Below are 14,467 nucleotides of genomic sequence, written 5' to 3'. Positions count from 1 at the left end.
GACCGCCCGCGCGGCCCGGACCGGCCCTGGATCGGCTCGGGATCGGCTCGGGACCCCGGCCCGCCCGGGGCCGGTCCGAGCGGATCGGGACCGACCCGGACTGTTCACGCGCCGATGGACGTGATCTGCTCCGGAGGAGGCCCGACAGGACTGGAACGGGCCGGACAGTCAACGACGAACTGAGCCGGGAGCATGAGCACTCACAACCCGCCGGGATACGGCTACCCGTCCGACCCGAACAACCCCTACGGCCAGACCCCGTACGGGCCGCAACCGCCTGCCCAGGACCCGTACGGAAAGCCCGGACAGCCCGGACAGCCCTACGGCTACCCGCAGCAGCCCGCCCCGCCCGCCGGCGGGCCCGGGTACGGCGCCCCGCAGCCGCCCTACGGCGCCGAGCAGCCGCCGTACGGGGCGGACCAGCCGGCGTACGGGCAGCCGCCCTACGGCGCGGAGCAGCAGCCCTACGGCGGCCAGCCCGGGTACGGGCAGCAACCGTACGGCCAGCAGCCCTACGCCCAGCCCGGGTACGGGCAGCCGCCCGGCGCGCAGCAGGGCTGGCCGCACTGGCTCGCGCCGCCGGCCTCGTACGGCGGCCCGCCCACGCCGGGCACCCGCACGCTGGCCTCGGCCGGCGACCGCTTCCTGGCGCGGCTGATCGACTTCGCCGTCCTGCTGGTCCCCTACGTGGTGCTGGCCCTGCTGCTGGGCGGCGCCAACTCCTTCGTGATGTACCTGGTGCTGGGGGTGGCCGGTTTCGGGTACGAGATCGTCATGCTGCTCACGCAGCAGGGGCAGACCGTGGGCAAGAAGGCGATGCGGATCCGGGTGGTGGCCCTGCAGCACGGCGGGCGGCCGACCGACAACGCCCTGTGGACCCGCGCCGCGCTCTACGGGCTGCCGTCGGCCGTCTACTGCCTGGGCAGCGTGTTCGCCCTGGTGAACGTGCTGTGGCAGCTCTGGGACAAGCCGTTCCAGCAGTGCCTGCACGACAAGCCCGCCGGCACCGTGGTGGTCAAGGAGCACTGAGCCCGGCCGGTCCGGGACACGCCGGGCGGCCGGGGGCGCGACGCTCCCGGCCGTCCGGCGTGACACGTCTCACAGCCCTTGGGCCCGCCCGTGCCCACCCGCCGGAACCGGTCACCGGGCGGGCGTGAACCGCCTCGGTCGCCGCCCGGCGACGGGCAGTGACGGTCACTGTCGCACCCGTCCCGGACACCTCGTCAGGCTCAGGGTTTCGATCTTCGGACCGCGCTAGGGTGGGGGTTTCCCCGCCGGAGATCTATGTCCGAGGAGTCATTTCCACCGTGGCCGACAGCTTCGTTCACCTGCATGTCCACACCGAGTACTCGATGCTGGACGGGGCCGCGAAGAACGGCAAGCTGTTCGCGGAGGCCCAGCGGCAGAACATGCCCGCCATCGCGATGAGCGACCACGGCAACATGTTCGGCGCGTACGAGTTCTTCCAGAGCGCGAAGAAGCTCGACGGCGCCGTGAAGCCGATCATCGGCATCGAGGCGTACGTGGCGCCCGGCTCGCGCTTCCACAAGAAGCCGACCTTCTGGGCACCCGGCGGGCAGCGGCAGGTGAGCGCCGACGGCGAGGGCGGCAAGGACGTCTCCGGCGGCGGCCGCTACACCCACATGACCATGTGGGCACAGAACGTCACCGGCCTGCGGAACCTGTTCAAGCTCTCCTCGCTCGCGTCGATGGAGGGCTACTACATGAAGCCCCGGATGGACCGCGAGCTGATCGCCGCGAACGCCTCCGGGATCATCGCCACCACCGGCTGCCCCTCCGGCGAGGTGCAGACCCGGCTGCGGCTCGGGCAGTACGAGGAGGCGGTCAAGGCCGCCGGCGCCTACCAGGACATCTTCGGCAAGGAGAACTACTTCCTGGAGCTGATGGACCACGGCCTGTCCATCGAGCGGGACGTCCGCCAGGACCTGCTGCGGCTGGCCAAGGAACTGGACATCCCGCTGCTGGCCACCAACGACTCGCACTACGTGACCGCGGACCAGGCGGACGCCCACGACAGCCTGCTCTGCGTCGGCGTGGGCAAGAACAAGGACGACCCGAATCGCTTCAAGTTCAACGGCGACGGCTACTACGTGAAGACCGCCGAGGAGATGCAGGCGCTCTTCAGCGAGCTGCCGGAGGCCTGCGCCAACACGCTGGCGATCGCCGAGCGGATCGAGCCGTACGACGAGGTCTTCAACTACGTCGACCGGATGCCGCAGTTCGACGTGCCCGAGGGCGAGACCCAGGCGTCGTTCCTGCGCCAGAAGATCAAGGCCGGCCTGCAGGTCCGCTACGGCGACAACCCGAGCCAGGAGGTGCTGGACCGGGTCGAGCTGGAGATGGGCGTCATCTCCCCGATGGGCTTCGACGCGTACTTCCTCGTGGTCGCCGACATCTGCCAGTACGCCCGCGACAACGGCATCCCGGTCGGCCCGGGCCGAGGCTCCGCGGCCGGCTCGATGGTCTCCTACCTCACCCGGATCACCGAGCTGGACCCGCTGGAGCACGACCTCCTCTTCGAGCGGTTCCTGAACCCCGAGCGCATCAACCCCCCGGACGTCGACATCGACTTCGACGACCGCCAGCGCGACCAGATGGTGCGCTACGTCACCGACAAGTACGGCGCCGAGTACACCGCCCAGGTGAACACCTTCGGCACCATCAAGGCCAAGGCCGCCGTCAAGGACGCCAACCGCATCCTCGGCTACCCCTTCGCGATGGGCGACCGCATCACCAAGGCGATGCCGCCGGACGTGATGGGCAAGGGCGTGCCGCTCGCGGACCTCTTCAACGAGAAGCACCCCCGGTACAACGAGGGCACCGAGATCCGGGCGCTGTACCAGAACGAGCCCGACGTCAAGAAGATCATCGACACCGGACTGGGCATCGAGGGCCTGATCCGCGGCACCGGCGTGCACGCGGCCGCGGTCATCCTCTCCTCGACGCCGTTGCTGGAACTCGTCCCGCTGCACATGCGGGACAAGGACGGCGTGATCATCACCGGCTTCGACTACCCGTCGTGCGAAGCCATGGGCCTGATCAAGATGGACTTCCTGGGTCTGCGCAACCTGGGCATCATCGACCACTGCATCAAGATCGTGAAGGCCAACCGCGGTGTCGAGGTCGACATCGAGAAGATCGCCCTCGACGACCCCACCACGTACGAACTGCTCGCCCGCGGCGACACCCTGGGCGTCTTCCAGCTCGACGGCGGCCCCATGCGGGCCCTGCTGAAGCTGATGAAGCCCACCGAGTTCGCCGACATCTCCGCCGTCTCGGCGCTGTACCGGCCCGGCCCGATGGGCATGAACTCGCACACCAACTACGCGCTGCGCAAGAACGCCCAGCAGGAGATCATCCCGATCCACCCGGAGCTGGAGGAACCCCTCAGCGAGGTCCTCGGCCCCACCTACGGCCTGATCGTCTACCAGGAGCAGGTGCAGCGAGCCGCCCAGGTGCTGGCCGGCTACAGCCTCGGCCAGGCCGACCTGCTCCGCCGCGCGATGGGCAAGAAGAAGAAAGAGGTCCTGGAGAAGGAGTTCGTCCCCTTCCACGCGGGCTGCAAGGAGCGCGGCTACTCGGACGAGGCGATCCAGGCGGTCTGGGACGTGCTGGTCCCGTTCGCCGGCTACGCGTTCAACAAATCGCACTCCGCCGCGTACGGCCTGGTCTCGTACCAGACCGCGTACCTCAAGGCCAACTACCCGGCCGAGTACATGGCCGCCCTGCTGACCTCGGTGGCGGACGACAAGGACAAGATGGCCGTCTACCTGGCGGAGTGCCGCCAGATGGGCATCAAGATCCTCTCCCCGGACGTCAACGAGTCCGTGGTCGACTTCACCGCCGTCGGCAACGACGTCCGCTTCGGCCTCAAAGCCGTCCGCAACGTCGGCGTGCCGGTCATCGAGTCGCTGGTCAAGACCCGTGGCGAGAAGGGCAAGTACACCTCCTTCGCCGACTTCCTCGACAAGGTCGAACTGGTGGTGTGCAACAAGCGCACCGTCGACTCCCTGATCAAGGCCGGCGCCTTCGACTCGCTCGGGCACACCCGCCTCTCGCTGACCACCGTCCACGAGAACGCCATCGACGCGGTCACCGGCGTCAAGAAGCAGCAGGCCATCGGCCAGGACGACCTCTTCGGCGCGATGGACACCGGCGAGGACATCCCCACCATCGGCCTGGACTTCGAACTCACCGACCGCGAATGGCCGCGCAAGCAACTGCTCAGCCTGGAGCGGGAGATGCTCGGCCTGTACGTCTCCAGCCACCCGCTGGACGGCGCCGAGCACATCCTCTCCCGCAACCGCGACATCTCGATCGCCGAACTCCTCGGCTCCGGCCGCACCGAGGGCGAGGTCAAGCTCGCCGGCCTGATCACCTCGGTCGACCGCCGGATCAACAAGGCCGGCAACGCCTGGGCGATCATCACCCTCGCCGACCGCGACGGCTCGGTCGAGGTGCTGTTCTTCCCCGCCACCTACAACCTGATGGCCGACCAGATGGTCGAGGACAACGTCATCTCGGCCCGCGGGCGGCTCAACGAGCGCGACGGGTCCCTGAGCATCTTCGGGCAGGAGATCACCCAGCTGGACATCTCCTCCGCCGAGCACGGCGGCAAGCCGCCGATCCAGATCACCGTGCCCGAGACCAAGGTCAACCCGCACATGGTCCGCGAGCTCAAGCGCTCCCTGCGGGCGCACCCCGGTGACGTGCCGGTGCGGCTGCTGACCACCAGCCGGCAGAAGAACGTCCTGTACGAGCTGGGCTTCCTGGTCAACACCGACAACGCCTTCGCGAGCGAGGTCAAGACGCTGCTCGGGCCCTCGGCCTGGAGCATCTGACACCGGCCGCGTGCCGGCCGTACGCCGGGTGGCCCGCCGAACCGAACGGTCGGCGGGCCACCCGGCGTACGGCTCCCCCGGGCCGTGCGTCCCGGCCCCGAAGCCCCCGGGGCCGGGACGCACGGCCTCAGCGGGTCAGGCGGTGACCAGGGACAGGCCGTAGACCGAGAGGATCTCGTTCACCGGCTGGAACCAGGTCTGCCCGCCGCTGCTGCAGTTGCCCCAGCCGCCGGAGGTCACGCCCTGTGCCTGGTCCCCGGTGATGAAGGAGCCGCCGGAGTCGCCCGGTTCGGCGCAGACGCTGGTGCGGGTCACCTGGTAGACCGCGCCCTGGCTGTAGTTCACCGTCTCGTTGAGGCCCTGCACGGTGCCGCAGTGCCAATGGGTGGTGGAGCCGGAACGGCAGACCGAGGAGCCGACCGGCGCCTGCCACGACCCGCGGACCAGCACGTCACTGACGGTGCCCCAGCCGAGGACCACGGGGACGGTCCACCAGCCGTTGCCGATCCGGATGAACGAGTAGTCGTTGCCCGGGAACGACGAGCCGGCGAACGAGCCCATCGCGGACCCGTCCCAGCCGACCACGCTGCTGCCGGCACCGCCGCAGTGCCCGGCGCTGACGAAGCCGCCCTGCACCGCGAACCCGATCGAGCAGCGGGTGTTGCCGTTGATGTAGTACGGGTCCCCGCCGACCACGCCCGCCGACAGGGTGCGCGGCGTGCGGTCGGCGCTCTGCTCCTCGACCGTCACCGGGCCGGCCTGCTCGGCGGCGGCGACGAAGGCGGCCACCCGGGCGTCCTGGCGGGCGCCGGGGGCCAGTTCGACCACCACGCTGTTGCGCCGCGGATCGACCCGCCAACTGCTCACTCCCGCCGGGGCCGCGGCGGCCCGGGAGCGGGTGTCGATGGCGGCCTTGGCGGTGTCGAGCTCCTGCTGCGAGTGCCGGACGACGACCGTCTCGGCCCCCGCCGCCCGGAGCGCGCCGCTCCGCGCGGCGTCGGTGACGGCGACCACCAGGGTCTCCCGGTCGGCGTCGTACCAGGAGCCGCCGAAGGCCGGGCCGGCGAGCTGCTCGGCCCGGGGTGCCAGCCGGGCCGCGAGATCCTCCCGGGCCAGCCGGCGGGCGGCCTGACCCTCGGTGAGGCCGAGGTCGCGCCGGAGCGCGTCGGTGAGTCCCGGCGACAGCGGCCGGGCCGTGCCGGTGGCGGGGGTGCCTCCCGTACGGTCGGCGGCCACGGCGGCCGAGGCGCCGAGGCCGAGCGTGGACAGCGTCATGAGGGTGGCCATGGCCACCCGGGCAAGGGTGTTTCGCACCGCTGATCTCCTCTGATCCGGGGCGGGGTGGGGCCTGCCTTACGGGGAGAGAGCGCTCTCTGAAACTACGGGTCTAGACCGCGCTGGGTAGCTTTACATCGTTGAATGTCCGCGTCAACCACGCCAACCGAACTCCCCCGCACAGAATCTGACGCCGAATCGGCCCGATCGGGGCCGGACGCGCGGCTGTCACCGTGGCCGGGAAGCGCTCCCAGACCGCCGGTGCGAGGGCCCGCGGCGGCTCGTCCGATGCGTCCCCCGCGAGGCCGGACCGGTAGTCTCCGGATTGGCCACGGCCGCCCGCCTCGTCCCCGCGCGGGGACTGCCACGCGTCACAGAAGGACACCTCCATGCCCGACCAGCTCACCGCCGCCCACCGCGAACCCGAGCGCGCCGAGACCATCCTGCGGGTCTTCGAAGCCGCCTTCGGCGAGCTGCTCGCCCAGGACCCGGCCGCCTTCCGGGTCAAGTTCCGCAAGATGGCCGCCTCCGCCTTCGCCTTCTACCGCGGCACCGCCGGCCTCTACTACGCCGACCTCACCACCGCGCCCTACGACGGCTACGGCGCCGCCTTCCTCGACGAGCGCACCAGCCGGGTCTGGATCCACGGCGACCTGCACGCCGAGAACTTCGGCAGCTACCTCAACTCCGAGGGCCGGCTGGTGTTCAACGTCAACGACTTCGACGAGGCCTACGTCGGCGCCTTCACCTGGGACGTCCAGCGCCTGGCCGCCAGCCTCGCGCTGATCGGCTACGCCAAGGCGCTCTCCGACAGCACCATCACCGAACTCGTCCGCACCTTCGCCGCCGCCTACCGCGCGCAGATCACCGCCCTGGTCCGCGACGGCGAGAGCACCTCCGTCACCCTGGACACCGCCACCGGCCCGATCCTGGAGACGCTGCGCCGGGCCCGCCTGCAGACCCGGGTCGCCCTGCTGGACTCCGAGACCGTCGTCGACGGGTACGACCGCCGGTTCCGCAAGGGCGGCGGCGCGTTCGAACTGGACGAGGCCACCAAGGCCGAGGTGCTCGCCGCCTTCGAGGCCTACCTCACCACCCTGCCGCCGGCCACCCGCACCCGCCCGGACGCCCTGCGGGTCAAGGACGTCGTCGGCCGCCGCGGCATCGGCATCGGCAGCGCCGGCCTGCCCTCGTACAACCTGCTGCTGGAGGGGCACACCGACGCCCTGGAGAACGACGTCATCATCTACATGAAGCAGGGCCAGACCCCGGCCGTCTCCCGGCACATCACCGACCCCGAGATCCGCGGTTACTTCGAGCACGAGGGCCACCGCACGGTCATCTCCCAGCGCGCCCTGCAGGCGCACAGCGACCCGTGGCTCGGCTACGCCTCGCTGCGCGGCCAGGGCCAGCTGGTCGCCGAGGTCTCCCCGTACGCCACCGACCTCGACTGGACCGACCTCAACGAGCAGGCCGACCTCCACTCGGTGATCGACTACCTCGGCCGGGCCACCGCCACCATGCACGCCGCCGCCGACGAGTCCTCCAGCGGCCACACCCTGGTGCCGTTCTCCACCGAGCACGCCATCGACGCGGCCATCGGCAAGGACGAGGAGGGCTTCACCACCATGCTGGTCGACTTCGCCCACGCCTACGGCGCCCGGGCCCGGCAGGACCACCAGATCTTCGTCGACCTGTTCCGCAACGGCCGCATCCCCGGCCTGTAACACCCCTCACCGGTAAGTCAGTTCAGGGCCGCCACCCGCTCCGCGGCGGCGGCCCTGACCACCGGGTCCTCGATCGGGTCGGCCGCCAGCCGGGCCAGCCGCTCGCGGACCCGCGGGCCGTCCGGCGCCGAGGCGATCCCCAGCAGGCGGACGTCCGACTCGCGGTCCCAGAGCGCCCGCACGTACACCGGGTCGAGCCCGGACGGGTCGATCGCCGCCAGCGCCGTCAGGTACGAGGCCCGTTCGTAGCTGTGGGGGTTGCGCTGCAGGAGCAGGCGCAGCAGCGGCACGGCCTCGGCCGCCGCCGGGCCGAACCTGGCCAGGGCGAGCGCCAGGCTCTTGTAGCCGCACCACTCGCGGCGGGCCCGCAGCGCCTGCATCTCGGCGAGCAGCACGGGCAGGTCCTGGAGCTCGCCGTGGGCGGCCAGCACGTCCAGCGCCAGTGAGGCGAGCCAGGGCTCCGCCGAGTCGGCCCACCCGCGGGCGGCGGGCACGGCCGTGGCGCCGAGCAGTTCGAGCGCCCTGCGCAGCCCCGGGACCGGCCGCCCGTTCCCGGTCCCGAGCGAGGGGACCAGCCCGAGCAGTGGCGCGAGGACGTCGGAGGACGGCTTCGGCGAACGGCGGGCGAGGCTCCACAGAGCCTCGCTCCTGGCCCCCACGGACGCCCGGGGGTCGGCGATCAGCGTGAGCAGCCGCTCGACGTCCAGGCCGGTGAGGGCGTCGGGCCGGCGTCCGACGATGGGCGGTTCGACCAGGCCGAGCCGGCTCCCCCACCGCAGCCAGGGCTCCTGCCCCCAAAGATCCGGCTCCTCACCCGCGAGTCGGGCCCGAACCGGCTCCAGCAGGTCGTCCCAGTCCGCCACCGGCCAGCTCCCGGCGACGGACTCCAGGACGGACATCCAGCGCTCCCCGTCACGGATGTACGCCCGCAGCGCCTCCCGGGCCTCGGCCGAACCGGCCAGGGCGAGCAGCCTGAGCACCTCGGACACGCTCCCGTGCCCGACCTCGCCGCCCTCCAGCAGGGCCACGACCGGCGCCAGCGGCAGCTCCAAGTCCCGTACCAGCCGGGCCAGGTAGCGATGACGCTCGTCGCTGTTGGTGTCCCGGCGGCAGTCCCGCCGGATGCACTCGTAGACCAGCCGGGGCGCCTGCGGATCACCGGCCGCCAGGAGCGCGCCGAGGCCATGACCGCGCTGCAGCAGCCCCTCCAGGGTGCCGGCCGGCGCGTACCTCCACGCCTCCTCCCTCCCGTCGCCCTCCCCTCCGTCGCCGTCGCCCACCGGTCAGGCCTCCGGGTCGCGCAGGCCGACGCAGTCCAGCGCCCAGAAGGCCTCCGAGTACACGAAGGTGCCCGTCATCCACGGCTCATGGGCGGACAACCGGGCCACCTGGAAGGCCGGTTCGGGGATGCGCAGCGACGGGGAGCGGAAGCCGGCCGGGACGGCCGGCTCGAATCCGCGGGTGCGGTAGTAGCCGGGGTCGCCCTCCAGGAAGACCAGCGGCGCGCCCGTCTCCTCGGCCGCCGCGAGGGCGTGCCGGACCAGCCGCGTCCCGACGCCCCGGCCCTGGTGCTCCGGGAGCACGCCGAGCGGCGAGAGGCTGAGCACGTCCACGATCCGGCGCGGGGCGTCCAGCCGGCATCCGCTCAGCAGGACGTGGCCGACCACGGTGCCGTCCAGCACCGCGACGAACGACAGCGGCGCCGGCCCGGCGCCCGCCCCGCGGAGCGCCGCCACCAGCCGGGCCACCCGGCCGTCGTCGCCGAAGGCGCGGGTGTGCAGGGCGTGCACAGCGAGGTGGTCGTCGGCGCTCTCCGGCCGGATGCCGAGCCGGCCGGGGTCGGGCTGCCCGGCGGCGGTGGTCGGGGCGGTCACAGCGGTCGCGGCGGTCGGCGTGGTCACGGCGGTCGGGGCGGGGGTGGTTCCGGGGTGCCCTGGCGAGGGATCGGGGGTCATGCGCGTGAGGCTATGCCCTGACCGGCCGGCGGGGCGCGGGGATTTCCGCCCGCCGGGCGCGCCTGCGAGACCGGCGGCCCGACCCGGGTGGCCCCAGTCGTATTCCCCCGGACATCCGGGCACGCTAGCCTCGACCGACAACGTGAAAATGGGTACTTCAAGGGGGACTTCGTGACGTTCGACCCTTATCGGACACCGCCGGCCGACGGACGCCCGGTGGCACCCGTGCGGCGGGGCCCCGACGGAGCCCTGATCACCATCGGCCTCCTGTCGGTCGTGATGCTGCTGAGCGAACTGGGCATCCTCGCCTACGACATCAGCCAGCAGGGCCCGGGCTACCTGCCGACCGCGCTGGGCCTCAGCTTCGACCACTACGTCCAGGAGGCTCCGGTCGGCTTCTTCGGCTACGACTCCGCGCTGACGGTGGCGCTGGTCGTGCTGGCCGTCGCCGCGTTCACCGGCCGGCGCTGGGTGCGTCCGGCGGCCGTCGCGCTGTTCGCCGTGGACGGGTACTCGGCCGGGGCCTTCCTGATCTACGAGCTGACCAACGAGTTCACCGCCGGGCGGTTCGCCGAGCCCTTCTCCTCCCTGATGCTGAACCTGACCCGGGTGCTTGCCGTGGTGCTGGCGCTCGTCGTCGCCGTCGTGGTGCTGGCCACCCGCCCCCGCGGTCCGGTGCCCGGCGCTGCCGGGCCGCAGCAGAACCCGTACCTCGGGTACCCGCAGCCGGCGCCGTTCCCGGCCCAACCCGGTGGCCCCGGCCAGCCGTTCGGCTCCGCGCCGCCGTACACGCCGGCCCCGTCGTTCGCGGCTCCCCCGCAGTACACCGGGGCGCCGCCCTTCCCGCCCGCGCAGCCGTACACGCCCGCTCCGCCCGGTGCTCCGCCCGCCACGCCGCCGGCCGACCGGCCGGAGGACCGGCACCAGGGCTGACCGGGCGACGGGTCACGGCCGGGCGGGCCGGGCGTGACCCCTCGGGCCGCCCTCAGCCCTTCAGCTGGGTGAAGCGGATGCGGTTGCCGAACGGGTCGCGCAGGCCGCAGTCGATGCCGTACGGGCGCTCGGTGGGCTCCTCGGTGAACTCGACGCCCCGGCCCAGCAGCGTCTCGTACGTCTTGTGGCAGTCCTCCGTGGTGAAGATCAGCCAGCCGCCGGTGGCGCCCTTGGTGACCAGCTCCCGGACCTGCTGCGCCGTCTCCTCGGACATCGCCGGGGCGCCCGGCCGCTCCAGCAGGATCTGGCGCTCCGGGTGGCCCGGGACGCTGACCGCGAGCCAGCGCATGAAGCCCATGTCGACGTCGGCGGCGACCTCCAGGCCGAGCTTGCCGACGTAGAAGTCGAGGGCCTCGTCCTGGTCGAGAACGAAAATCTGCGAGTGCGTGATGGCGTTGAACATGGGCTCGACCCTAGTGGGCGGGCCCGGCGAAAACTTATCCGAAACCGCTCGACCGGCCACCGCTCGTGCTGCGGGGGCGGCCCCGGGCCCGGCGGCGCCCGGTCACGCGCTCGGGCGGGTCCAGGCCATCGTGAAGCAGGTCGGCACGAAGGTGGCCGCCGCCTCCTTCCGGTACGCCCGTGGCGAGCGCCCGACGATGTCGTGGAACGTCCGGCTGAAGGTGCCCGGGCTGCCGAAGCCGACCTCGAAGCAGATGTCCGTCACGCTGCGCCCGCTCTCCCGCAGCAGGAACATCGCCCGCTCGACCCGGCGGCGCTGCAGGTAGCGGTGCGGCGTCTCGCCGAAGGTGGCCCGGAAGGTCCGCGAGAAGTGCGCCTCGGACACATGGGCGATCCGGGCCAGCGCCGGGACGTCCAGCGGCTGCGCGTAGGCACGGTCCATCGCGTCCCGGGCCCGCAGCATCAGGCGGTTGGTCTCTTCGGCGGCTCGGCTCACGACGCCATCAGACCACGTTCCGCGCTGTCCGGGCCAAGTTCGGCGGCCTCCCGCCGGGGGGATCGCCCGCCCCCGTACGGTGCCCGCCGGGAGCCGTCCGTCGGACGTCCCTCAGGCGTCCAGTTCCGCCAGGAAGTCCAGTGCGGCCGCCCAGGTCTGCTCGGCGGCCTCGGCGTCCCAGTCGGGCAGGTCCGGGTCGGTGAAGACGTGGCCGGCGCCCCGGTAGCGGTGGACCTCGACGTCGGCGCCGGCCTTGCGCATCCGCAGGTACCAGGCGTTGAGCCAGTCCTCGGACTCGAACGGGTCGGGCTCCGCGACGTGCAACTGGACGGGGATCGAGGTCGCCGCGTCGTCCCGGATGTCGGAGGTGCCGTGCAGCAGCAACAGGCCCTTGGCCTGCTCGTCCGCGAGGGCGAGGTTCTGGGCGAGGGCGCCGCCGAGCGAGAAGCCGGCGTAGACCAGGCCCTCCGGCGGCGGGGTGGTGCCGTTCACGGGGGTGAGCAGCGGGACGACGGCGGTGATCGCCCGGCGCAGCAGTTCGTCGCTGGTGATCTCCTCCTTGTACGCCATGCCTTCCTCGACGCTGTCGAAGGTCCGGCCGTCGTAGAGGTCGGGGGTGTGCACCTGGTGGCCGGCGGCGCGCAGCCGGTCGGCGGCCGCGTGGACGGCCGGGCGCAGGCCGTAGGCGGAGTGGAGGAGGACGATCTGGGCCACGGGTGCGTTCCTTCGCGATCTCGGTCGGGTCGCCTCCCATGATCCCGCATCTTCCGGCGCGATCCTGCGGCCCGCGCCGTGCTGTGCTCCCGGGCACCCGGCGCGCACCTCGCACGCTCGCCGGCGTCCGGCCGTCCGCGCGCGCCCGGGCGGCGGGTGGCCGCGTGGCCGCGTGGCCGCGTGGCCGCGTGGCCGCCGGGTGGCGTGGCGGACGCGGGCCGGTGCCGGTGTGCACGGGTCGGTGAAGAGTCGACGAACAGTCAGTCCCACCTATGGGCGGCGGCATTACCGGGCGGTAGCCTGAGCGCGTGATTGATCCCATACATGACAAGCCCCTGGCCGATGCCGCCACCCGCCCGCGCCGCCGCCAGGTGCTCAAGGCCACCGCGATCGCCGCCGGGGCAGCGACCCTGCCGCTGGCCCTCGGCGAGCGCGCCGTCGCCGACACCGCGCCGGCCCAGGCCCCGGCCTTCGTCCACGGCGTCGCCTCCGGCGACCCGCTCCCCGACGGTGTCGTGGTGTGGACCCGGGTCACCCCGACCCCGGCCGCCGTACCCGGCTCGGGCCTCGGGCCGGACACCGAGGTCCGCTGGGAGCTGGCCACCGACCGCAGCTTCGCGACCCTCGCCGTGAGCGGCTCGGTGGCCACCTCCGCCGGCACCGACCACACCGTGAAGGTCGACGCCCGCGGCCTGCGGCCCGACACCACGTACTGGTACCGCTTCACGGCCGGCGGCGTCACCTCGCCGGTCGGCCGCACCCGGACCGCCCCCGCGAGCGACGCCGCCGTGCAGCGGCTGCGGCTGGGCGTCGCTTCCTGCGCCAACTGGGAGGCGGGCTACTTCTCCGCGTACCGGCACCTGGCCGCGCGCGGCGACCTCGACGTCTTCCTCTTCCTCGGCGACTACATCTACGAGTACAAGACGGGCGAGTTCTGCGCCGCCGGCAAGGTGGTGCGCCCGCACCAGCCGGCCCACGAGATCCTGGACCTCACCGACTACCGGACCAGGCACGGCGCCTACAAGACCGACCCGGACCTGCAGGCCCTGCACGCGACCATCCCGACCATCGCGATCTGGGACGACCACGAGTTCGCCAACGACGCCTCCTCGGTCGGCGCCGAGAACCACACGCCGGGCACCGAGGGCGACTGGGCGGCCCGGGTCGCCGCGGCGAAGCAGGCGTACTTCGAGTGGATGCCCGTCCGCCCGTCGATCGCCGGCACCACCTACCGGCGCCTGCGCTACGGAAAGCTGGCCGACCTCTCGCTGCTCGACCTGCGCTCGTTCCGCTCCGCGCAGGTGAAGGTCGGCAACGGGGACGTCGACTCGGCCGACCGTACGATCACCGGCCGGGCGCAGCTGGACTGGCTGAAGGCCGGGCTCTCCTCCTCCGACACCACCTGGCGGCTGGTCGGCAACTCGGTGATGATCTCGCCGGTCGCCTTCCTGTCCCTGCCGGACTACCTGCTGCGCCCGCTCGCCAAGCTGCTCGGCCTGCCCGGCGAGGGCCTGGCGATCAACCCGGACCAGTGGGACGGCTACACCCACGACCGCCGCGAACTGCTCGGCCACCTCAAGGCGCAGGGCATCCGCAACACGGTGTTCCTGACCGGTGACATCCACTCGGCGTGGGCGGCCGACGTGCCGAACGAGGCCGCCACCTACCCGGCCTCGGGCAGCGTCGCCACCGAGTTCGTGGTCACCTCGGTGACCTCGGACAACGTCGACGACTTCCTGAAGGTCGCCCCGCAGACCATTTCCCTGGTCGCCGCGGGGGCCCTCAAGGCCGCCAACCGCCACCTGAAGTGGATCGACCTGGACTCGCACGGCTACGGCGTCCTGGACGTCACCCCGGACCAGGTCCAGATGGACTACTACATCCTGTCCGACCGCACCAGGCGCGACGCCACCAGCACCTGGACCCGCTCCTACCGCAGCCGCTCCGGCAGCCAGGCCCTGGAGCGCGTCTGGGCGCCGGTGAAGTGACACCCGCCGGGCCGCCCGCACCCCTGCCGGGTGCGGGCGGCCCGGCCGTTCGGGC

The 14,467-nt window shown here is 72.3% G+C and carries 11 protein-coding genes; 5 read left to right on the top strand and 6 right to left on the bottom strand.

The features are described 5' to 3' along the window. Nucleotides 1-192 precede the first annotated feature (192 nt). Nucleotides 193-1,029, top strand: coding sequence for an RDD family protein (locus OG689_RS30165; protein ID WP_266324006.1), 837 nt, complete (start codon nucleotides 193-195; stop codon nucleotides 1,027-1,029). A 278-nt stretch (nucleotides 1,030-1,307) separates the two neighbouring features. Further along, nucleotides 1,308-4,862 carry a DNA polymerase III subunit alpha gene (gene dnaE / locus OG689_RS30160; RefSeq protein WP_266324005.1) on the top strand — a complete coding sequence of 1,185 codons (3,555 nt, stop codon included), beginning with the start codon at nucleotides 1,308-1,310 and terminating at the stop codon, nucleotides 4,860-4,862. Between the two features lie 135 nt (nucleotides 4,863-4,997). Here the strand turns inward: dnaE and OG689_RS30155 are convergent, their stop codons facing one another. Further along, the gene (locus tag OG689_RS30155; RefSeq protein ID WP_266327526.1) at nucleotides 4,998-6,149 is read right to left on the bottom strand and encodes a S1 family peptidase; all 1,152 of its coding nucleotides are present in this window, start codon (nucleotides 6,147-6,149) and stop codon (nucleotides 4,998-5,000) included. A gap of 377 nt (nucleotides 6,150-6,526) precedes the next feature. Between OG689_RS30155 and OG689_RS30150 the strand changes: the two genes are divergently transcribed. After that, nucleotides 6,527-7,864: a DUF2252 domain-containing protein gene (locus tag OG689_RS30150; RefSeq protein ID WP_266324004.1), complete on the top strand. Its 1,338-nt coding sequence runs from the start codon at nucleotides 6,527-6,529 to the stop codon at nucleotides 7,862-7,864. 17 nt (nucleotides 7,865-7,881) lie between these two features. Here OG689_RS30150 and OG689_RS30145 read toward each other — a convergent pair whose 3' ends face one another. Next, entirely contained in the window at nucleotides 7,882-9,144 is a 1,263-nt protein-coding gene (locus tag OG689_RS30145; RefSeq protein ID WP_266324003.1) for a hypothetical protein, read from the bottom strand. Between the two features lie 3 nt (nucleotides 9,145-9,147). After that, nucleotides 9,148-9,819, bottom strand: a complete 672-nt coding sequence (locus tag OG689_RS30140; protein ID WP_323189336.1) for an N-acetyltransferase — start codon at nucleotides 9,817-9,819, stop codon at nucleotides 9,148-9,150. A gap of 171 nt (nucleotides 9,820-9,990) precedes the next feature. On the opposite strand from OG689_RS30140, the gene OG689_RS30135 reads away from it, so the two are divergent. Continuing rightward, the gene (locus OG689_RS30135; RefSeq protein ID WP_266324002.1) at nucleotides 9,991-10,752 is read left to right on the top strand and encodes a hypothetical protein; all 762 of its coding nucleotides are present in this window, start codon (nucleotides 9,991-9,993) and stop codon (nucleotides 10,750-10,752) included. A 52-nt stretch (nucleotides 10,753-10,804) separates the two neighbouring features. On the opposite strand, the gene OG689_RS30130 is transcribed toward OG689_RS30135, so the two are convergent. The 3 genes from OG689_RS30130 to OG689_RS30120 all read right to left on the bottom strand — a co-directional run bounded on the left by OG689_RS30130 (nucleotide 10,805) and on the right by OG689_RS30120 (nucleotide 12,424). Next, the gene (locus OG689_RS30130; RefSeq protein WP_266324001.1) at nucleotides 10,805-11,215 is read right to left on the bottom strand and encodes a VOC family protein; all 411 of its coding nucleotides are present in this window, start codon (nucleotides 11,213-11,215) and stop codon (nucleotides 10,805-10,807) included. A gap of 102 nt (nucleotides 11,216-11,317) precedes the next feature. Next, nucleotides 11,318-11,710 carry an AraC family transcriptional regulator gene (locus tag OG689_RS30125; RefSeq protein ID WP_266324000.1) on the bottom strand — a complete coding sequence of 131 codons (393 nt, stop codon included), beginning with the start codon at nucleotides 11,708-11,710 and terminating at the stop codon, nucleotides 11,318-11,320. A gap of 111 nt (nucleotides 11,711-11,821) precedes the next feature. Then, on the bottom strand, nucleotides 11,822-12,424 hold the full coding sequence (locus OG689_RS30120) for a dienelactone hydrolase family protein (RefSeq protein ID WP_266323999.1): 603 nt from the start codon (nucleotides 12,422-12,424) through the stop codon (nucleotides 11,822-11,824). A 308-nt stretch (nucleotides 12,425-12,732) separates the two neighbouring features. Here OG689_RS30120 and OG689_RS30115 point away from each other — a divergent pair, with 308 nt between their 5' ends. After that, a complete protein-coding gene (locus OG689_RS30115) occupies nucleotides 12,733-14,412 on the top strand; it encodes an alkaline phosphatase D family protein (protein ID WP_266323998.1) in 1,680 nt (559 codons plus the stop codon). The last annotated feature ends 55 nt before the right edge of the window (nucleotides 14,413-14,467 follow it).

The organism is Kitasatospora sp. NBC_00240 (genome assembly GCF_026342405.1).
Classification (GTDB): Bacteria; Actinomycetota; Actinomycetes; order Streptomycetales; family Streptomycetaceae; genus Kitasatospora.
The sequence above is the reverse complement of the archived record's forward strand: the minus strand, read 5'-3'. Positions and strand labels throughout refer to the sequence as shown.

Coding starts and splice junctions, on each gene's coding strand:
- OG689_RS30165 (WP_266324006.1), top strand. CDS start 193: ATGAGCACTCACAACCCGCCGGGATACGGCTACCCGTCCGACCCGAAC.
- OG689_RS30155 (WP_266327526.1), bottom strand. CDS start 6,149: ATGGCCACCCTCATGACGCTGTCCACGCTCGGCCTCGGCGCCTCGGCC.
- OG689_RS30150 (WP_266324004.1), top strand. CDS start 6,527: ATGCCCGACCAGCTCACCGCCGCCCACCGCGAACCCGAGCGCGCCGAG.
- OG689_RS30140 (WP_323189336.1), bottom strand. CDS start 9,819: ATGACCCCCGATCCCTCGCCAGGGCACCCCGGAACCACCCCCGCCCCG.
- OG689_RS30130 (WP_266324001.1), bottom strand. CDS start 11,215: ATGTTCAACGCCATCACGCACTCGCAGATTTTCGTTCTCGACCAGGAC.